15 protein-coding genes are annotated in these 19,132 nt (G+C 66.3%); 7 read left to right on the plus strand and 8 right to left on the minus strand.

Annotated elements, in window-relative coordinates; all coding sequences use genetic code 11:
* Positions 1-4: 4 nt before the first annotated feature.
* Both AC5P98_RS11105 and AC5P98_RS11110 read right to left on the minus strand, forming a co-directional pair.
* On the minus strand, positions 5-1,153 hold the full coding sequence (locus tag AC5P98_RS11105) for a fatty acid desaturase family protein (RefSeq protein ID WP_005413710.1): 1,149 nt from the start codon (positions 1,151-1,153) through the stop codon (positions 5-7).
* A gap of 11 nt (positions 1,154-1,164) precedes the next feature.
* Positions 1,165-2,235 carry a ferredoxin reductase gene (locus AC5P98_RS11110; protein ID WP_049407453.1) on the minus strand — a complete coding sequence of 357 codons (1,071 nt, stop codon included), beginning with the start codon at positions 2,233-2,235 and terminating at the stop codon, positions 1,165-1,167.
* Positions 2,236-2,327: 92 nt separating this feature from the next.
* Here AC5P98_RS11110 and fabR point away from each other — a divergent pair, with 92 nt between their 5' ends.
* The 3 genes from fabR to AC5P98_RS11125 all read left to right on the plus strand — a co-directional run bounded on the left by fabR (position 2,328) and on the right by AC5P98_RS11125 (position 5,947).
* On the plus strand, positions 2,328-2,984 hold the full coding sequence (gene fabR / locus AC5P98_RS11115) for an HTH-type transcriptional repressor FabR (RefSeq protein ID WP_049407452.1): 657 nt from the start codon (positions 2,328-2,330) through the stop codon (positions 2,982-2,984).
* 268 nt (positions 2,985-3,252) lie between these two features.
* Positions 3,253-5,412 carry a TonB-dependent receptor plug domain-containing protein gene (locus tag AC5P98_RS11120; RefSeq protein ID WP_495230024.1) on the plus strand — a complete coding sequence of 720 codons (2,160 nt, stop codon included), beginning with the start codon at positions 3,253-3,255 and terminating at the stop codon, positions 5,410-5,412.
* Positions 5,402-5,947, plus strand: coding sequence for a thioredoxin-like domain-containing protein (locus tag AC5P98_RS11125; RefSeq protein WP_032962530.1), 546 nt, complete (start codon positions 5,402-5,404; stop codon positions 5,945-5,947). Before AC5P98_RS11120 ends, AC5P98_RS11125 begins: the two co-directional genes overlap by 11 nt.
* A 114-nt stretch (positions 5,948-6,061) precedes the next feature.
* Here AC5P98_RS11125 and mntR read toward each other — a convergent pair whose 3' ends face one another.
* Positions 6,062-6,532, minus strand: coding sequence for a manganese-binding transcriptional regulator MntR (mntR, locus tag AC5P98_RS11130; protein WP_014647435.1), 471 nt, complete (start codon positions 6,530-6,532; stop codon positions 6,062-6,064).
* A gap of 117 nt (positions 6,533-6,649) precedes the next feature.
* On the opposite strand from mntR, the gene AC5P98_RS11135 reads away from it, so the two are divergent.
* Complete coding sequence (locus AC5P98_RS11135; RefSeq protein ID WP_049407449.1) at positions 6,650-7,981, plus strand: Nramp family divalent metal transporter; 1,332 nt, start codon at positions 6,650-6,652, stop codon at positions 7,979-7,981.
* 62 nt (positions 7,982-8,043) lie between these two features.
* Here AC5P98_RS11135 and AC5P98_RS11140 read toward each other — a convergent pair whose 3' ends face one another.
* The 4 genes from AC5P98_RS11140 to AC5P98_RS11155 all read right to left on the minus strand — a co-directional run bounded on the left by AC5P98_RS11140 (position 8,044) and on the right by AC5P98_RS11155 (position 12,349).
* Positions 8,044-8,370, minus strand: coding sequence for a thioredoxin family protein (locus AC5P98_RS11140; protein ID WP_005409967.1), 327 nt, complete (start codon positions 8,368-8,370; stop codon positions 8,044-8,046).
* A complete protein-coding gene (locus AC5P98_RS11145; RefSeq protein ID WP_041864216.1) occupies positions 8,342-8,821 on the minus strand; it encodes a flavodoxin in 480 nt (159 codons plus the stop codon). Before AC5P98_RS11145 ends, AC5P98_RS11140 begins: the two co-directional genes overlap by 29 nt.
* 13 nt (positions 8,822-8,834) lie before the next feature.
* Positions 8,835-9,875 (minus strand): ribonucleotide-diphosphate reductase subunit beta, encoded by a 1,041-nt coding sequence (locus AC5P98_RS11150; protein WP_008267116.1) that lies wholly within the window; start codon positions 9,873-9,875, stop codon positions 8,835-8,837.
* 110 nt (positions 9,876-9,985) lie between these two features.
* Positions 9,986-12,349, minus strand: a complete 2,364-nt coding sequence (locus AC5P98_RS11155; RefSeq protein ID WP_049407445.1) for a ribonucleoside-diphosphate reductase subunit alpha — start codon at positions 12,347-12,349, stop codon at positions 9,986-9,988.
* Positions 12,350-12,782: 433 nt separating this feature from the next.
* On the opposite strand from AC5P98_RS11155, the gene AC5P98_RS11160 reads away from it, so the two are divergent.
* From AC5P98_RS11160 to AC5P98_RS11170, 3 genes are all read left to right on the plus strand, one after another.
* Positions 12,783-13,760 (plus strand): zinc-binding dehydrogenase, encoded by a 978-nt coding sequence (locus AC5P98_RS11160; protein ID WP_049407443.1) that lies wholly within the window; start codon positions 12,783-12,785, stop codon positions 13,758-13,760.
* A 45-nt stretch (positions 13,761-13,805) separates the two neighbouring features.
* A complete protein-coding gene (locus tag AC5P98_RS11165) occupies positions 13,806-14,132 on the plus strand; it encodes a hypothetical protein (RefSeq protein ID WP_049407441.1) in 327 nt (108 codons plus the stop codon).
* A 167-nt stretch (positions 14,133-14,299) separates the two neighbouring features.
* Positions 14,300-16,927, plus strand: a complete 2,628-nt coding sequence (locus AC5P98_RS11170) for a TonB-dependent receptor (RefSeq protein WP_049407439.1) — start codon at positions 14,300-14,302, stop codon at positions 16,925-16,927.
* A 108-nt stretch (positions 16,928-17,035) separates the two neighbouring features.
* On the opposite strand, the gene betT is transcribed toward AC5P98_RS11170, so the two are convergent.
* Positions 17,036-19,015 (minus strand): choline BCCT transporter BetT, encoded by a 1,980-nt coding sequence (betT, locus tag AC5P98_RS11175; protein ID WP_049407437.1) that lies wholly within the window; start codon positions 19,013-19,015, stop codon positions 17,036-17,038.
* Between the last annotated feature and the right edge of the window lie 117 nt (positions 19,016-19,132).

Genomic DNA, 19,132 nt, shown 5'->3' on the forward strand with positions numbered 1-19,132 from the left:
TTGATCAGCCCGCGTTGGCCGATGCCGGTGCGGACATGATGTCCGACATCGGCAGGCGGCGCGGCTTGCTCGGGAACGCGTGGCGCAGGATGCGCCAGACCACCTGGCCGAACTGGCGCGGCAGCGAGCCGTTGTTGTAGTGCTGGCCGTAGCGACGGCAGATGTCCTTCACTTCCTTGGCAATGGCCGCATAGCGGTTGGCCGGCAGGTCCGGATAGAAGTGATGCTCGATCTGGTGGCTGAGGTTGCCCGACAGCACGTTGATCAGGAAGCCGCCGCTGATGTTGGATGAACCGCGCAGCTGGCGCAGGTACCAGTGGCCGCGCGATTCGTTGCGCAGGCATTCCTTCGGGAAGGTTTCCGATTCGGCGGTGAAGTGGCCGCAGAAGATGATCACGTAGGTCCAGATGTTGCGCAGTCCGTTGGCCACCATGTTGCCCAGCATCACGGTGAGGAAGAACGGGCCGGCCAGCAGCGGGAAGAACACGTAGTCCTTCAGCACCTGGCGGGCCATTTTCCGCGCCACCGGGCGGGTCTGCATCCACATCGCACGGCCGCTGATGCGACCCTTCAGCCAGCGGCCCAGGCGCAGGTCCTGCGCGGCCACGCCCCACTGGAACAGCAGCGCGAAGATCGGCGCGATGATCGGCTGCAGCAGGTAGAACGGCTTCCAGCGCTGCTCCGGGAAGATGCGCAGCAGGCCATAACCGATGTCATCGTCCATGCCACGCACGTTGGTGTAGGTGTGGTGGCGGAAATTGTGGGTCTTGCGCCAGTTGTCGGCAGTGGCAACGATATCCCACTCATAGGTATTGCCGTTGAGCTTGGGGTCGCCGGTCCAGTCGAACTGGCCGTGCATGACGTTGTGGCCCAGCTCCATGTTCTCCAGGATCTTCGACAGCGCCAGCAGCAGCGTGCCGGTGATCGCGGCCGGCCACAGCAGCGGCATCCAGAACAGTGGCGAGAACGCCGCCAGAAACAGCAGGCCACGGCCCCCCACGCCAAACCAGCGCACGGCGGCGGCCACGCGGCGGATGTAGCGGGTATCGGAGGCGCCGAGGCTGCCGATCACACGGTCGCGGATCGCGTCGAGTTCCTCACCGAAGGCATGCATCTCGGCAGTACTCAGGGCACGGTCGGTAGCGCGGGTCATGGCAGGCGTCCTCAGAGATCCAGGGTCAGGTCGGTGGTCGGTGCGCTCACGCAGATCCGTACCGGCTGCGCCGATTCGGACTGCAGGTCGCCGGTGCGCAGGTGGCGGGTGGCGCCACTGACGCGGTCACAGCTGCAGGTGTTGCAGATGCCCATGCGGCAGCCATGCCTGGGCTTGATGCCATGGGCTTCCAGGCTTTCCAGCAGCGAGCTGCCACGCGGCACGCTCAGCTGGCGGCCACTGCGCGCCAGCGTCAGCACGACCTCCCCTTCACTGCTGGCGTCACGCAGCGGTGCGGGAGGAGTGAACGCTTCCGCCTGGAAACCGGCGACCTGGTGCGCCAGGCGTTCGCGGGCGGCGGCAACGAAGCCGTCCGGGCCGCAGGCCAGCACATGGCGCTGCGCCAACGGGGTGTCATCGCCCGCCACCTGCAGGTCGTGGGAATCGATCCGTGCGGCGGGCACATCCCCTTCGCGGGTGGTCTGCAGATGCACACGCAGGTTCGGCTGGCTGGCGGCCAACGCCTGCAGCTCATCACGGAACTGCAGGTGGGCGGCGCTGCGTTCCCAGTAGAACAGGTCCACCGGCGCTGCCAGCGGGCGCTGGCAGGCGTCGCGCAACAGGCTGCGCATCGGCGTGATGCCACTGCCGGCAGCCAGCAGCAACACCGGCGCCGCAGCCGGCATGTGGAACTCGCCGAAGGCGGCATCGAGGCGGAACAGTTCGCCCGGCTGCGCGCGGTTGACCAGGTGCTGGCTGACGAGGCCGCCGTCGATCGCCTTGACGGTGATCGCCAGCTCGCGCCGACCCAGTGCGGTGGGGCTGTAGCTGCGCTGCCACAGGCGCCCTTCAATCTCCACGCCCAGGGTGACGTGCTGGCCGGCGCGCATGCCGGCCCAGTGCCGGTTGGTGCGCAGGACCAGGGTCGCCGCGCCCTCGCCGGCCGGCTCTCGCCGGACCAGGCGGGCCACCGGCTCGCGCAGGGTCCACAGGGGATTGAGCTGGCCTGCCCAGAAATCGAACAGCGACGGCGAGACCCAGCGGTACGGAGAGAACAGGGACGGACGGACGACAGCGCTCATGGGCGAACTATACGGGCGCACATACACCTGTGTATACATGTGTATATTGAACCGGATTGGGTATGATTCAGCCTCGCCCCACCGGAACCCCCATGGCCGCCGCCACCGCCTTGTCGACGCCCGAAGATGCCAACAGCCCGGCCCGCCGTACGGTGAGCCGCGAGGATCTGCTGGCCGCCGCCCTGAAACTGATCGGGCCGCACCGCAGCCTGTCCACGCTCAGCCTGCGCGAAGTGGCTCGTGAGGCCGGCATCGCGCCGAACAGCTTCTACCGGCAGTTCCGCGACATGGACGAACTGGCCGTGGCGCTGATCGACGCCGCCGGCCGTTCGCTGCGGACCATCATCGGCGAGGCCCGCCAGCGTGCCACCTCCACCGCCGCCAGCGTGGTGCGGGTTTCGGTGGAGACCTTCATGGAACAGCTGCGCGCCGACGACAAGCTGCTGCACGTACTGCTGCGCGAAGGCGCGGTGGGTTCGGACGACTTCAAGCACGCGGTCGAACGTGAGCTGCACTATTTCGAGGAAGAGCTGCAGCACGACCTGGTGCGCCTGGCCGCGCTGGACGGCGCCGTGCTGCATGCCCCGGAACTGGTGGCCAAGGCCATCACCCGGCTGGTGTTCGCGATGGGTGCCACCGCCATGGACCTGCCGCCGGAGAAGGACCCGGAGCTGATCGAAGAGATCTCCACGATGATCCGCATGATCATCGTCGGCGCCCGCACGCCCGCCGCGTTCCGCCGCGGCTGACGATCGCCCCCGGGGTCGGATCCCTTTCCAAGGGAGAGGGCTCTGACCCCAACCACACAGCAACACCAACCTCCGTGCATGACCACAGGCAGGGTTGCGGCTGCCAAATGTAATGTTATAACACAACCATGATCTGGCTCGGTCGGCGTTCCGCTCGGAATGACTGCGGCTTCCTTATATAGCACTTGCTATATTGATAAGCCACTGCTTTCATATGCGTCAGCCAGGTCGCCCTCGCCGCCTTTCTTTCCCCAAGGACGACGCCCTCATGCCCGTTGCCACGCCCCTCTTCCATCGGCTGCCCCTGGCCGCCGCCATTGCCCTGACCCTGCCGCTGCCCGCACTGGCCGCCACTCCGAAACCGACCGAACTGGACCGTGTGCAGGTCAAGGTGAGCACCGCCACGCGCAGCGAACGCCTGCTGTCGGACGTGCCGATCCGCACCGAAGTGCTGCGCAAGGAAGACATCGCGCTGCGCGCGGCCACCGACTTCTCGCGCGCCGCCGAGCTGATCAACGGCCTGCGCGTGGAGAGCAACTGCCAGAACTGCAACACCAGCGAAGTGCAGCTGCTGGGCCTGCCCGGTGCCTACAACCAGCTGCTGTTCGATGGCATCCCGCTGCTGTCCACGCTGGGCAGCGTGTACGGCCTGGAACAGATCCCGGCCGGGTTCGTCGACCGCATCGAAGTGGTCAAGGGCGGTGGCTCGGCGCTGTACGGCCCGGGTGCGGTTGCCGGTGTGATCAACCTGATTCCGCCGCTGCCGGCGCGCAGTGGTGGCCATGTGCAGGCCGGCGTGGATGTCCTGGAAGGTACGCCGCAGAAGAACGCCGACGTGCGGCTGGACCTGGTGGCCAAGGAAGTAGACGCCGGCCTGTCCGTGATTGCCCAGCGCAACTGGAACAACGGCATCGACTACAACGGTGACGGCTACACCGAGATCACCCGCAAGAACCTCAAGGTCGGCGGGCTGCAGGCCTGGTACGCGCCCACGCCGGGCACGCGGCTGCGCCTGGACCTGCAGGTGACCGATGAAACCCGCCGCGGCGGCAACCGCCTGGACCAGCCCGAATACCTGGCCAACATCGCCGAATCGCTGGATACGAAATACCGGCGCGGCAGTGTGTCGTGGGACCAGGAGATCACTGCCGACGTCGATTTCCGCTTGGCCTACGCCTTCGCCGACATCGACCGCGACAGCTTCTACGGCGGTCTCGGCGACGTAGTCACCGATCCGTCCGCACCCGGCTATGACCCGTCGCAGCTGGACCGCAACGTGGCCGGCAGCGCGGCCTCGCGTTCGTGGCGCCAGTACGGCCGCACCCACAACCCGCTGCACTACATCGACAGCCAGTTGAACTGGCGGCTGGGCGCGCATGCGCTAGCCTTCGGTGTGCAGTACAAGCACGAGGCGCTGCGCGACGACAACCGCACCGGTGACGGGCAGCGTCTTGCGGTGCTGGAGGATGCGACCTTCCACAACCTGGGCGCGTTCATCCAGGACGAATGGAGCCTGCGCGACAACGTCGACCTGGTGCTGGGTGCACGCGTGGACAAGAGCTCGGAACTGGACAGCGCGGTGTTCTCGCCGCGCATCGCGCTGGCCTGGCAGGCTACACCGAACCTGAAATGGCGGGCGGGCATCGCCACCGGCTTCCGTGCTCCGGAGATCTTCGTTGAGGATGTGCACGTCGATACGCTCGGTGGCGAACAGGTGCGCGTGCGCAATACCGATGGCCTGAAGGAGGAGCGCGCGTTGACCACCCTGTTCGGCTTCGACTGGCGCTCGGACCCGGCCAATCCGGTGTGGAGCTGGGATGCTACCGCCTCCTATGCACGCATCCGCGATACCTTCGCGCTGGGCGAGATCCAGCGCAGCGATGACGGCCAGCTGAGCCAGCTGCGTTACAACGCCTCCGGCTCGGAAGTGCTGGGTGCGGAAACCAACCTCGGCTGGCAGCCGTCGCCGCAGTGGCGCCTGACCGCCGGCGCCTCGTGGTACCGCTCGCGCTTCCGCGAGCCGCAGCGCGTCTTCGACGACAGCGGCGACGGTGGCGACACCGTGATCGAAAGCCGCGACTACCTGAAGACTCCGCGCTGGACCGGCCTGGCCCAGCTCAGCTGGATGCCGGCCGAACCGTGGGAAACCTTCGTCGCGCTGCGCCATACCGGGCCGATGTCGGTGCTGAACAACCGGTTGGGCGAACTGCACCGCACGCGTTCGTTCCTGGTCACCGATCTCGGGGCGCGCTGGCACCGCCATCTGGGCGCACAGGCGCAGCAGGAAGTGTCGGTGGCCGCGGGCGTCAAGAACGTGTTCGATCAGTGCCAGAAGGATCTGGAAGTGGGCGCGCTGCGTGACAGCGACTATGTCTATGGGCCGCGCTTCGCGCGCTCGTGGTACGTCAACCTGCGCTATGCGTTCTGAAGCACTGCGAGCGCTGTTGCTGGCCTGTGCCGCGCTGCCGGCCGCACCGACGATGGCTGCGGACCTGCACGCGCAGGTCTCGGCCTCGTTGATGCGGCCGGAGCAGCGCTCGCTGCGGCCGATGCAGTGGTCGCCGCCGAAGCTGGTCGCGCTGTACTTCGGTGCCGACTGGTGCGCACCGTGCCATGCGTTCGTCCCCACGCTGCGCAGCGTGCGCGACGCATTGCGCGAGGCCGGCGCCGATACCGAAGTGGTGTACGTCAGCCTGGATGAGAGCGAGAGCGCGCTGCGCCGCTACATGCACGCGCAGGACATGCCGTGGCCGGTGCTGGACCCGCGCCGCGCCGCGCGCATGCCGGCGCTGCAGGCATTGGCCGGGCTGGCACCGCCGAACCTGGTACTGATCGATGCCGACGGCACGGTGCTGGCCAACGGCTGGCAAGGCCGGCGCTATGAAGGCCTGCAGCCGGTGTTGAAGGAATGGATGAAACGGGCGTGTGCGCAGCAGCAGGCGCGCTGCCCGCCCGATCTGTAGAGTCGAGCCACGCTCGACGCATTCGATCACCGTGCGAACGGCAGCCGAGCATGGCCCGGCTCCACAAAAACCGGGATCGCGCGAACGGCCGGAGGCCATGGCCCGGCGCTACCGTTACGGCGCCTCGCCCTCGGCCTTGCGCACGAAGGCTTCGAACAAGGCCAGCGTCTGCTCGCTCACATGGTGCTCGATGCCCTCGGCATCGCGCCGCGCGGTATCCGCGTCCACGCCCAGCGCCAGCAGGAAACGCTCCACGGTCTGGTGGCGCTGGCGGCTGGCGTGGGCCAGCGCCTCGCCTTCCGGGGTCAGGAACACGCCACGGTACGGCCGCTGTACCACCCAGCCATCACGGGCCAGGCGCCGCAGCATCTTCGCCACGGTGGGCTGGGCCACGCCCAGTCGGGTGGCGATGTCGACCTGGCGGGCCTCGCCGCCGTCGGCCAGCAGGTCCGAAATCAGCTCGACATAGTCCTCCACCAGCTCCATCCGGTGCGCCTCGCGCACTTGCCGGAAGCTCTCGACCTGGCGCTCGGCCTCGATCAAGGGGGTGCTTTTCAGCGATGTCGAATCGTCGGTCTTGCCCACGCCTGCGCCTGTCCTTCCGGTGCAATCCGGTGTTGAACCTGAATTCTGGACCAGTCACACGATAAAGACGATTGTTTCACATTGCTAATGACTATAGCCGGAGCTATATTTGGACCCATGAATACCTTGGCGCCCAGCGACCCTTCGGCCTCCACTCCGGCCAGCCTGGGTGCGCTCAACGCCTCGGTCGCGGTGCCCGACAGGGGCCATTGGTGGTTCCGCCTGCTGGCCTTCCTCGGCCCGGGCTACATGATCTCGGTCGGCTACATGGACCCTGGCAACTGGGCCACTGACCTCGCCGGCGGCTCGCGCTTCGGCTACCTGCTGCTGTCGGTCATCCTCGTCTCCAACCTGATGGCGGTGATCCTGCAGGCGCTGTCGGCGCGGCTCGGCATCGCCACCGGCATGGACCTGGCGCAGGCCTGCCGCGCGCGTTACCCCAAGCCGGTGAACCTGGCGTTGTGGGCGCTGTGCGAGGCGGCGATCATCGCCTGTGACCTGGCCGAGGTGATCGGCACCGCCATCGCACTGAAACTGCTGTTCGATCTGCCACTGCTGTGGGGTGCGGTGATCACCGCGCTGGACACGCTGCTGGTGCTGCTGCTGATGAACCGCGGCTTCCGTGCGCTGGAAGCGTTCGTGATCGCGCTGCTGATGGTGATCTTCGGCTGCTTCGTGGTCCAGATCGCGATGGCGGCGCCGCCGGTGATGGCGGTGCTGGGCGGCTTCATTCCGCGCGCGCAGGTGGTGACCGATCCGAACGCGCTGTACATCGCGATCGGCATCATTGGTGCCACCGTGATGCCGCACAACCTGTACCTGCATTCGTCCATCGTGCAGACCCGCGCCTACCCGCGTACCGATGAAGGCCGCCGCAGCGCGCTGCGCTGGGCGGTCACCGACAGCACCCTCGCGCTGACCCTGGCGCTGTTCATCAACGCCAGCATCCTGATCCTGGCGGCGGCGGTGTTCCATGCCAATGGCCGATTTGATGTGGAAGACATCGAGCAGGCGCACCAGCTGCTGGCACCGATGCTGGGTGTGGGCGCGGCGGCGACGTTGTTCGCGGTGGCCCTGCTGGCCTCGGGCCTGAATTCGACGGTGACCGCCACGCTGGCCGGCCAGATCGTGATGGAAGGCTTCCTGCACCTGCGAATGCCGCCGTGGCTGCGTCGGCTGATCACGCGTGCGCTGGCCATCATCCCGGTGGTGGTGGTGATCCTGCTGTTCGGCGACCAGGGCGCGGTGAAGCTGCTGGTGCTGAGCCAGGTGGTGCTGTCGATGCAGTTGCCGTTCGCGATCATCCCGCTGGTGCGGATCGTGACCGACAAGGTGACGATGGGCGCGCTGGTCGCACCGCGCTGGCTGGGCGCGATCGCCTGGGTGATCGCGCTGGTGATCGTGGGGTTGAACGTGAAGCTGCTGGTGGACACCTTCGCCGGGGCGTAAACCGCATCCCTGGGGTCGGACTCCCTGCCGCAGGCAAGGGCTCCGACCCCGCCATCTCCATGCTACAAATGCAACGCAATCGCGGCCTCGATCTGCTGCGGCGACTGGAACCCTGCCAGGCGGGTACGTTCGTCCCCGTCACGGAACAGCGAGAGCGTCGGCGTCTGCCGCAGCCCCAGTTCCCTGAAGAACGCCTCGCCCAGCACCTCCAGCTGCACGCGCAGCAGCGTGGTGCCCTGCCCCGCGACGCTGTTGGCCACCCGGTGCAGCGACATCTCCAGCATCCGGCACCCCGGGCACTGGTCCTTGTGGAAGTCCACCAGTACGCGCGGGTGTTCGGCCAGCAGCTGCTGGAACTGCTCAGGCGTGGTGGCGTCGATGATCTGCATCGCTGTTGCTCCAGTAATGGGCCAGGACCGCATCGGTCCAAGCCTCGATGGCCGCGGCATGGCGCTCTCCATGCGGCATCTGTTCGATCTCCAGCGGCGGATAGTCGCTGTGGAAGTAGCGGATCAGCCGGTGCACAGCACCGCAGTAGTACTCCTGCCCCCACTGTGTCTCGCCGGTACCGAACACCGCCAGCTGCCGCGGCCGCTCGCCGCGCTCGGCGATGCCAGCCACCCATGCCTTCATCTCCGAAGGCGTGCGGCCGGCGTTGTCGGTCCAGCAGCCCAGCAGCACCAGGTCGGCCTCGTCGGCCGCCAGGGACGGCGCCTGCTGCAGGTCGTCGGCCTCCTGCCAGTGCACGGCATGGCCTGCAGCGCGGCAACGCTCGGCAATCTGCCGGCCAAGCTCGCGGGTGTTGCCGCTCAGTGAGGCCACCACCAGCAGGATGCTCAGCGCCGTGCCGGACTCAGAGGTCGTCGAAGCCGTTGTCGACGTTGGTCTTCTTGTAACTTGCATTGCGCATCTCGAAGAAGTCGGTCTTGGTTTCGGTGAAGTTGTCGGCGTAAGCCTTGATCCACGGCATCACGTTGTCGGTGGTGTCGCTGTACAGCCGCTCGATGCCGAGCATGCCGGCCATCTTGTTGGCGCGGTACTTCACGTAGCGCGTCATTTCCTCCACATCGATGCCATCGATGCCGTCCAGTACTTCCGATGACCACTGGGTTTCCAGTTCGATGGCGTGCTCGAACGCCTGGTGCACATAGGCGGTCAGCTCGTTGGTCTGCAGCTCCGGGTTCTCGCCGATGATGGCGCGGATCAGCTCGCTGATGAACTTGGTATGGGCCAGCTCGTCGCGGTTGATGAAACTGATGATCTTGCCGGTGCCGGTCATGCGGTTCTGCCGCACCATGTTGTAGAAGTACGCAAATCCGGAATAGAAGTTGATGCCCTCCAGGATCGAGGACTGGATCAGCGACTTCAACAGGGTCTCGGCGGTCTTCTCGCGCATGAAGTCGTCATACGCGCCCATGATCGGCGCGTTGCGCTTGATGATGGTCGGATGGGTGCGCGCCAGTTCAAATACGCGGTTCTGGTTCGGCAGGTCGGTGATCGAGGCCAGCACATAGCTGTAACTCTCGTTGTGGATCACTTCCTGCTGGCCGATGATCGCGGCATTGGCATGCGCGGCCGGGTCGGTGATGTACTCGGCCACGTTGTAGATGAAGCGCGTCTGCGGTGAGTCGAGCGTGGCCAGCAGGCCGATGATCGAGTCGTAGGCGTTCTTTTCGCGCCCGGACAGCTCGCCGTACTGGCGCGCATCGGCCTTCATGTCGACCTCGTCGGGGATCCAGAAGTTGGTCGACAGCTCCTTGTAGGCCCGATAGAACGACGGGTACGGGATGTCATTCCAGTTCAGTATCCCGCTGGTGCGGCCGTTGATGATGCCGGTGCTGCGGTTGGGATGGCGCGGTTCGAGGATCTTGATGCGGTCGAGGGGGGTTGCCATGGTCGTCTACCTTCGTATTACGTGCGTTGCAGATGTAGAGCCGAGCCCATGCTCGGCTGCTCTTCGCGTCGGAGCCGAGCGTGGGCTCGGCGCTACAGGGGCCGCAGCGGTCAGCTGGCGCACCACTCGCATTCGCTGATGTCGATGTCGTTGGAGCGCACGTAGTAGGTGGTCTTCAGGCCCTCGCGCCAGGCGCTCAGGTGCAGCTCCAGCAGGGTGCTGGCGCGGATCGTGCTGGGCACGTACAGGTTGAAGCTGATCGACTGATCAACATGGCGCTGGCGACGCGCGTTCTGGCGCACGCTGGCGAACTGGTCGACCTTGTACGCCCCCTTCTCGTAGTACGGCCAGGTTTCCAGCGACAACCCCGGCGCTGCCACCGGCCGCCGGAAGTCCTTTTTTTCCTCGTAGTAGAACGCGCTGTAGATCGGGTCGATCGATGCGGTGGAACCGGCAATCTGCGCGGTGCTCATGTTCGGCGCCACCGCCAGCAGCCAGCCGTTGCGCAGGCCGTGCGTGGCGACCTCGCGGGCCAGGCTGTCCCATGCGGCGCCAGTGTAGTCGCGGTCACGGAAGTAACGCCCGTTGTGCCAATCGCTGCCGGTGAACATCGGATAGCTGCCCTTTTCCTTCGCCAGTTGCGCGCTGGCCTGGATGGTCAGGAAATTGATGCGCTCATACAGGCGGTCGGCCAGTTGTTCGGCATCCGGTGAATCCCACTGGATCGCCTGCTGCGCCAGCAGGTGGTGCCAACCGAACGTGCCCAGTCCGATGGCGCGGTACTTGCGGTTGGTGATCGTGGCCTGCGGCACCGGCAGTGCGTTGAGGTCGATCACGTTGTCCAGCATGCGCACCTGGATCGGGATCAGGCGCTCCAGCACATCGGTGGCCAGCAGGTCATCCGGCGCACGGATCGCTCGGCCGAGGTTGATCGAAGACAGGTTGCAGACCACGAAGTCGCCGGCGCGGCGTGTGGTGACGATCTGATCGCCGCTGACGATCTCCTGGATCATCCGCGTCGGGCTCATGTTCTGCAGGATCTCGGTGCACAGGTTGCTGGAATAGATCATGCCGGCGTGCTTGTTCGGGTTACGGCGGTTGACCTCGTCGCGGTAGAACAGGAACGGGTTGCCCGTCTCCAGCTGGCTGAGCATGATGCGCTTGAACAGATCGATCGCCTTCACCGTGCGCCGGCTGATGCGCTCGTCGGCCACCAGTTCGGCGTAGCGGTCGCGGAAGCTGCCCGCGCCGCGCTTCTCGTCGTAGAAGTCCTGCAGGTACCAGCCCTTGGCCTGCTTCACCTCGTGCGGGTCGAACAGGTACCAGTCGGCACGGCGTTCGACTGCTTCCATGAACAGGTCCGGCACGCACACCGAGGTGAACACATCATGCGCGCGCAGGCGCTGGTCGCCGTTGTTGAGGCGCAGGTCCATGAAGGCTTCGATGTCGCGGTGCCAGATGTCCAGGTACACCGCCACCGCGCCCTTGCGCTGGCCAAGCTGGTCGACCGACACTGCGGTGTTGTTGAGCTGCTTGATCCACGGCACCACGCCGCCGGAGGAATTGGGCACGCCCCGTATCGGCGCGCCGCTGCTGCGCACATAGCCCAGATAGGCGCCCACGCCGCCGCCGTGCTTGGACACGCGGGCGATGTCGGTATTGGAGTCATAGATGCCCTGCAGGCTGTCGTCCACCGTGTCGATGAAGCAGCTGGACAGTTGCCCCCCGACCTTGCCGGCGTTGGCCAGGGTCGGCGTGGCCACCGTCATGTACAGGTTGGACAGCGCCCAGTACGCCTCGCCGACCAGCTGCATGCGCCGCTCGCGCGGCTTTTCTTCCTGCATGAGGTACAGCGCGATGGTCAGCCAACGCTCCTGCGGCAGCTCATAGACCTCGCGGCTGCGGTCGCTGGCCAGATAGCGCGTGGCCAGCAGGTACAGGCCGTTGTAGGCGAACAGGCGGTCGCGTTCCGGGTCGATCATACCGCCGGCCTGCTGCAGTTCTTCCTTCGAGTAGCAGCGCAGGATGTCGTTGCTGTAGATGCCGCGGTCAGCCAGGCTTTCCTGCAGGCCCACGTAGGAGCCGTACTTCAGGCCGACATCGTAGAAGCGGTTGCGGCTGGCACGCTTGTACAGGCGGCGCAGGTAGATGCGCGCGGCAAACTGCTCCCACTCCGGCGCGACCAGGTCCACGCGCGATTCGGCCTCGCGGATCAGCAGATCGACAAGGTCATCGGCGCTGATGCTGGGCTTGCGCTCGACCATTGCCTGCACCACGCGGCGGTAGTCGCTCACATCCAGCTGCGGGAACTCGGCGTGCACCGCATCGATGCTGCGCTGCAGGCGCTCGGCGTCGAATGGCAGGCGGCGGTTGCCGGCCTCCTTGGTGATCCAGGTCGGCACGCGCTCGCCACCGGCGCGCAAGGCGTCGCCAGCGCCGGCCAGATCGGCCACGCGGAAGGTACTGTCGGTCATGGTGGTGAAGCTCCAGGCTCGCACGCGCGTTGGCGGTCGATGCCATGGCGGCCCTGCACGCGATACCGGCGCACGGGGCGGTCGGGGTGGGATGCCAAAGCGCGGGAACACCAGATCGTCGGCAACAGCCTGCGCCTGCGGCCGGTATCCGGGCCGTGGGGGCGATCTGGGTCCGCACGATGGCGGCCGCGTCGACACGGCAAGCCTTCAGGGGCGGGCCGCGGGACGTTTGCTGCGTGTCCGGCGGCGGCGGCTGACCGGGAGTGACGACCACAACATAGTGGGGATAATCGGAACCGTCAACACAAGATGCGGCAATCACGACATGCCGCGACGATCAGTCGCAGGATGCCGTGTTGCACCTGCGGCGCCTTGTCGACAGCGCCTGCGTCCCCAGTTCGGTACAACATCAACTTTCCGCGGAACACCGCCCATGCGCGCTGCCCAGTACCCTTCCTTCGGCAACCCGGCCGACGTCCTCGCCATTGCCGATGCCACCCTCCCCGAGCCCGGCCCCGGCGAGGTGCGCATCCGCACCGTGCTGGCCTCGATCCACAATCACGACCTGCTGACCGTGCGCGGCCTCTACGGCTACAAGCCGACACTGCCGGCGATCGGTGGCAGTGAAGCATTGGGCGTGGTCGATGCACTCGGCGAAGGCGTCGACGGCCTGCAGATCGGCCAGCGGGTGGCCGCCGCCTCGGTGCATGGCACCTGGGCCGAAGCGTTCATTGCACCGGCACGCATGGTGATTCCGATGCCCGAGGCGATCCCCGACGAAATGGCCGCGCAGCTGATCGCCATGCCGCTGAGCGCGCTGATGCTGCTGGAATTCCTGCACGTCGAAGCAGGCCAGTGGATCGTGCAGAACACCGCCAATGGCGCGGTGGGCAAGTCGCTGGCGATGCTGGCGCGGGCGCGTGGCGTGCATGTGGCCAACCTGGTGCGCAATGCCGATGCGGTCGCGCAGTTGCAGGCGCTGGGCATCGATCATGTGTTCGACACCTCGGTGGAGGGTTGGAAGGATCGCGTGCGTGAAGCGACCGGCGAAGCACAGGCCGCGGCCGCGGTGGATTCCATCGGCGGCGACGCCAGCGGTGACCTGGTCGACCTGCTCGGCCACCACGGCACCCTGGTGTCGTTCGGGGTGATGAGCGGCGAGCCGATGCGCATTCCCGCCGGGGGCCTGATCTACAAGGAGGCCACGGTGAAGGGCTTCTGGGGCAGCAAAGTCAGCCAGGCGATGGCGGTGGAGGACAAGCGCCGGCTGGTCGGCGAGCTGCTGAAGCGTGCGGCCAGCGGCGAACTGACCCTGCCGGTGGAGAAGATCTTCGCACTGGACGACATCGCCCAGGCGGCAAAGGCGGGCGCCGGTTCGGGCCGTAGCGGCAAGGTGCTGCTGCGGCCTTGATGCAATGCGCTGGATTCGGCGGCGCTGCGCGCCGCCGCCGTCCCAATGGATAATGCCTACTTCGTCTCTGCTGAAGAAGGAATCACGTTGAGCGCATTGAATGGTCGGAAGGTGCTGCTGGCGACCTTTCTCGGAAGCAAGCACCCGCCTGACGATGTTCGGCCCTCCGAAGACTACTGGAGGTTGATCGGTACCAACGGAACCATTGTTCTTGAGGAATCCCAAACTTCCATGGCCAGGCATCAACGCGGCCTGCGGGTGCTGGTCCAGTTTCCTGAAAGCATCAGGGGTATGGGGCTTGTGTGCCACAACGAGGTACCGGACAGCCTCTGGATTTTCGTCTCCGATCTAGTAATTCACCCGGTCGATTAAATGGACCGGGGTCGAATGCCGTAACGGCGCCCGTATGCGGTCCACCACTGCCTATTTCGATCGTTAAGAACCTGTGATGTATAACTGAATGCGCTTTCGTCATTGGAAGGCGCACGTGCCTGCGTGCGGTACTGACGGCTCCTCCCCCGTTCGGCGTTGTCGCTTCCATGTACCGCACCACCCTGAACCTGCTTGCCGGCGCGATCGCGCTGGGCCTCACCGCCGGCGCAGCCGGCGCCGCTGAATCCGCCGACACCGGCAAGGACAGCACCACCCTCGGCGCCGTGCTGGTGACCGGCTCCAACATCAAGCGCAGCGATACCGCCGGGCCGAACCCGGTGCAGATCGTCAGCCGCGAACAGATCGAGCAGACCGGCCGCTCCACCCTCACCGACGTGCTGCGCAACCTGTCGGCCAATGCCGGCAACAGCTTCGACGAACAGTACACCGGCAGCTTCGCCGCCGGCTCGGCCTCGATCGGCCTGCGTGGCCTGTCTCCGAAGAACACGCTGGTGCTGGTCAACGGCTACCGCGTCTCCAACTTCGGTTTCGCGCTCAACACCCAGGACACCTTCGTCGACCTCAACGCGCTGCCGATCAGCGCAGTGGAACGCATCGAAGTGCTGAAGGATGGCGCCTCGGCGGTGTACGGTTCCGATGCCATCGCCGGCGTCATCAACATCATCCTGCGAAAGAACTTCCAGGGCGTGGAAGTCGGCGGCGGCTTCGGTACCGCCACCCAAGGCGGCCTGAACGAGCGCAAGGCCAACCTGCTGGCTGGCTTCGGTGACCTCGAACAGCAGGGCTGGAACGTGCTGTTCGGGCTGGACCTGCTCAAGCGTGATCGCCTCGACGCCGACCAGCGTGCCTACACCCGCAGCGGCGATTTCCGCGACAAGCCCGGCGGCCGCCTGGCCGGTTGGTCCACCGCCGGTGGCAACTGGCTGTCCAACCCACGCGCGCCGCAGCCGTTCGCCAACTGCCCCGACGGCAGCCAGCTGCGCCCGTACAGCGACTTCGGCAGCACCCTGCCCGGCCAGGCCTGCGCCTTCAACGCGCAGCCGTTCAAGACCCTGCAGCCCGGCGCCGAGCGCCTGCAGGCGTCGTTGAGTGCGACCTACCGCTTCAATGACAGCGTCGAAGCGTTCGCCGACGTGCTGTACAGCCACAACAAGGCCGACCAGATCTTCAGTGCGCCGCTGACCGTCGGCCCGGGCCTGCGTGCCTACAACCCGGCCACCGGCACCCTGATCGACGTGCCGGCGGTGCTGCCGGTCGGCCACCCGAACAACCCGGGCAGCGCGCCGCTGCCGTTCGAGTACACCTTCTTCGATCTCGGCCCGCGCCTGAAGGACAACACGCAGGTGTTCTACCGTGCGCTGGCCGGCGTGCGCGGCAGCGGCGAGCGATGGGACTGGGAAGTGGCGGCGCTGACCTCGCAGAGCGCGCAGCGCGAATACGTCGACAACTTCGTCAACCGCTACGCGTTCGAACAGATCCTGCGCGATGGCAGTTACAACTTCCTCAACCCGTCCAGCACGCCGGGCGCGCTGGATGCACTGCGCCTGCAGACCAAGCGACCGGGCTGGTACAAGCTGCACGCGTTGAACGTGAAGGCCTCGACCTCGCTGTGGGAGCTGCCGGCCGGTGCGGTCGGCTTCGCCTGGGGTGCCGAGTTCCGCAAGGAATCACTGGACGCGCGCACCAGTGCGCAGGTGCTGTCGGGCACCGAACTGCGTCCGGCCATCAACGTGGTCAACGGCGAGCGTCAGGTCAGCGCCGCCTACGCCGAATTGAGCGTGCCGCTGCACCGCACGCTTGAGCTGCAGGTGGCTGGTCGCGGCGACCACTACGATGATTTCGGCAAGGCGTTCTCGCCGAAGCTGGCGCTGCGCTGGCAGCCGTTGGACAGCCTGCTGCTGCGCGGTTCGTTCTCGCGCGGCTTCCGCGCCCCCTCGCTGCCGGAAATCGCGCCGGGCCAGACCGTCAGCTACGGCTCGGTGATCGATCCGCTGGATCCGCTGCAGCCCGGTGGCAGCCGTGGCGTGACCAACATCCGCACCGGCAACCCGGACCTGAAGGCCGAACGCTCGCGCAACTTCAACGTGGGCGCGGTGTGGTCGCCGGATGGCGATACCAGCATCGGCCTGGACTGGTACCGCATCGAGCAGGACAACCTGGTCAAGCCGGACAGCGCGCAGTTCATCGTCGACAACCCGACGCTGTTCCCCGGCCGTGTACAGCGTGATGCGCAGGGGCGCATCCAGTTCATCACCAACCAGTACGCCAACCAGGGTGAACTGACCACCTCCGGGCTGGACCTGGACGCCAACCACACCTTCCGCACCGAGGGCTGGGGCAACTTCACCGTGGCCAGCAGCTGGACCCACCTGCTGAGCTTCAAGCAACCGCTGGTAGCCGGTCAGGCGCCGTATGAGGGGGCTGGCAACAATCGCCACGGCGCGTTGCCGCGTACGCGCGGCACCACCTCGCTGAACTGGGCGGTGGGCGACTGGAGCAGCACGCTGAGCCTGCAGTACGTGAGCGGCTATGACCAGCGTGTGGCGACGGCGACCAGCAACCCGGGCCTGCGCGACCGCATCAAGCCGTATCACCAGCTGGACCTGTACGTGGCCTACGAAGGTATTCCCAACACCACGCTGTCGCTGTCGGTGCTGAACCTGACCGACAAGGATCCGCCGTTCGACCCGGCCGGTGGCTCCAACGGCTTCGACATCAGCCAGTACAACCTGCGCGGGCAGTTCGTCTCGCTGGGGGCGCGCTACCGGTTCTGATGGGCCAACGGGGCGGCGGTGATGGGCCGCCCCGTTCGCGTTGCCGGCCAGCGGCCGGCACTACCATCGAATCCACCGACCGCCGGGGGAATGCCCGGCGGTCGTGTATTACCGGCTCAGGTGCAGGAACTGCAGGTGCCGTTCGTACTGGCTGATGATGTCGTTGATGATCTGCTTGCGGCTGTAGCCCACCAGGTCGTAGTCCTGGCTGCCTTCGAACAGATGCACTTCAGCGCGGTAGTAGCGCTGGTTGCGCAGCTGCTGGGCGGCGAACGACGGGGTCAGGTAGCCACTCAGGATCACCCGGTACAGGAAGTCCTGCTGCTCGCCGTGATTGACCGTCAGCTCCATGTCGCCGGCCTCGAAGCGCGTGGCCACGTCCCAGCCCTGCCCGCGCAGCTGTTCGGCCACCGCTTCCATCGCCGGCTTCACCGTGTCGTCCATGAAGCGGTAGACCTGGTCGCGCACCGGGAAGTGCATGGCCTGGCTCAGGCGCTGGCGCCAGCCCTGATGGTGGCGATCGTCACCGATCAGCGGCGAGGGCCGGTACTGCAGCGCGCGCTTGCGGTGCGATTCGTCACTGAAGGCGCGGGTCAGGCCCCACATCATCAGCAGCAGCACCGCCGAGAACGGCAGCGAGGCCAATACCACCGCCGATTTCAGTGCATCGATGCTGCCGGCCAGCAGCAGCCCGGCGGTCAGCACCGCGATCACCGTGCCCCAGAACACGCGCAGCCAGCGCGGACCATCATCCTCCGGCGCGCCGCCGTGCGAGGACAGCGTGGACAACACCACCGCCCCCGAATCAGCCGACGTCACGAAGAAGATGAAGCTGACCAACACGGTCACCGCGATCACCGTGCGGCTCCACGGGTAGCCATCCAGCAGTGCATACAGCACGGTCGGTGGGTCATCCACCGCCAGCTGCGCCAGCTGCTGCTGGCCGTGGTGCAGCACCTGGTCCAGCGCGCTGTTGCCGAAGATCGACAGCCAGGCCAGGGTGAAGCCCAGCGGGATCAGCAGCACGCCGAACACGAATTCGCGGATGGTGCGGCCACGCGAGATGCGCGCGATGAACAGGCCGACGAACGGCGCCCAGCCGATCCACCAGGCCCAGTAGAACACCGTCCAACCGCCCAGCCATTCCGGCCGGCCGCCATAGGCGTACACATCGAAACTCTTGCCGACCACGCTGCCCAGGTAGTCGCCCAGGTTCTGCATCAGCGTACTCAGCAGGTACTGGGTGGGGCCGGCGCACAGCATGAACAGCACCAGCGCGATCGCCAGCAGCATGTTGATGTTGGCCATCCAGCGCACGCCCTTCTCCACGCCTGAAACCGCGACGGCCACCGCCGCGCCCATCATGCTGACCACCAGGATGATCTGCACCAGGTTGGAGTGCGGGATGTTGAACAGGTGCGACAGGCCCGCGTTGAGGTGCAGCACGCCGAAGCCCATGTCGGCGCCGATGCCGAATACGGTGGCGACGATGCCCAGCGCGTCCACGGTGTAGCCGATCGGCCCGTTGATGCGCTTGCCGATCAGCGGATACAGCGCCGAGCGCAGCGCCAGCGGCAGGTTGTGGCGATAGGCGAAGTAGGCCATCGCCATCGCTGCGAGTGCGAACACGCCCCAGCCATGCAGGCCCCAGTGCAGGAAGAGCAGCTGCATGGCCTGGCGCGCGCCGGCCTCGCCCGCCGCCGGTTCGCCCTGCGGCGGCTGCAGGTAGTGGGTCAGCGGTTCGGAGACGCAGAAGAAGAACAGGGTGATGCTGATGCCGGCGGCGAACAGCATGCCGGCCCAGGAAAGATAACTGAACTCCGGCTCATCATGGTCGGCGCCGAGCTTGATGCCACCATACTTGGACAGCGCCACACCGACCACGAACACCAAGTACAGGGTCATCGCCAGCAGGTAGTACCAGCCGACATTGAGTGCGGCCCAGTCCTGCGCCTTGACCAGCAGGCGGCCCGCACCGAGCGGAAACAGGCTGACGAACAGCGCGAACGCCACGACAACGATCGCCGCGAAGGCGAACACAGGCCGAAGGGTGCGCACCGGGGATTGTTGCGGCTCCAGTACATCCATGGGGCGGCGTTCTCCGGTAGATCAAAGGGTTAGCCGACCGATTCTGGCTGAACCGCAGTGGACAGAGCATGAAGTTGCGGCCTGTGGTCACAGGCCCGGCCCACCATTCCGTGTTAT

The organism is Stenotrophomonas sp. YJH_SMC_135 (assembly GCF_059372355.1).

What these genes read in the sequence shown, in the direction of transcription:
- AC5P98_RS11105 (WP_005413710.1), bottom strand. Translation starts at nt 1,153, where the DNA reads ATGACCCGCGCTACCGACCGTGCCCTGAGTACTGCCGAGATGCATGCC.
- AC5P98_RS11110 (WP_049407453.1), bottom strand. Translation starts at nt 2,235, where the DNA reads ATGAGCGCTGTCGTCCGTCCGTCCCTGTTCTCTCCGTACCGCTGGGTC.
- fabR (WP_049407452.1), top strand. Translation starts at nt 2,328, where the DNA reads ATGGCCGCCGCCACCGCCTTGTCGACGCCCGAAGATGCCAACAGCCCG.
- AC5P98_RS11120 (WP_495230024.1), top strand. Translation starts at nt 3,253, where the DNA reads ATGCCCGTTGCCACGCCCCTCTTCCATCGGCTGCCCCTGGCCGCCGCC.
- AC5P98_RS11125 (WP_032962530.1), top strand. Translation starts at nt 5,402, where the DNA reads ATGCGTTCTGAAGCACTGCGAGCGCTGTTGCTGGCCTGTGCCGCGCTG.
- AC5P98_RS11135 (WP_049407449.1), top strand. Translation starts at nt 6,650, where the DNA reads ATGAATACCTTGGCGCCCAGCGACCCTTCGGCCTCCACTCCGGCCAGC.
- AC5P98_RS11140 (WP_005409967.1), bottom strand. Translation starts at nt 8,370, where the DNA reads ATGCAGATCATCGACGCCACCACGCCTGAGCAGTTCCAGCAGCTGCTG.
- AC5P98_RS11150 (WP_008267116.1), bottom strand. Translation starts at nt 9,875, where the DNA reads ATGGCAACCCCCCTCGACCGCATCAAGATCCTCGAACCGCGCCATCCC.
- AC5P98_RS11155 (WP_049407445.1), bottom strand. Translation starts at nt 12,349, where the DNA reads ATGACCGACAGTACCTTCCGCGTGGCCGATCTGGCCGGCGCTGGCGAC.
- AC5P98_RS11160 (WP_049407443.1), top strand. Translation starts at nt 12,783, where the DNA reads ATGCGCGCTGCCCAGTACCCTTCCTTCGGCAACCCGGCCGACGTCCTC.
- AC5P98_RS11165 (WP_049407441.1), top strand. Translation starts at nt 13,806, where the DNA reads ATGGATAATGCCTACTTCGTCTCTGCTGAAGAAGGAATCACGTTGAGC.
- AC5P98_RS11170 (WP_049407439.1), top strand. Translation starts at nt 14,300, where the DNA reads ATGTACCGCACCACCCTGAACCTGCTTGCCGGCGCGATCGCGCTGGGC.
- betT (WP_049407437.1), bottom strand. Translation starts at nt 19,015, where the DNA reads ATGGATGTACTGGAGCCGCAACAATCCCCGGTGCGCACCCTTCGGCCT.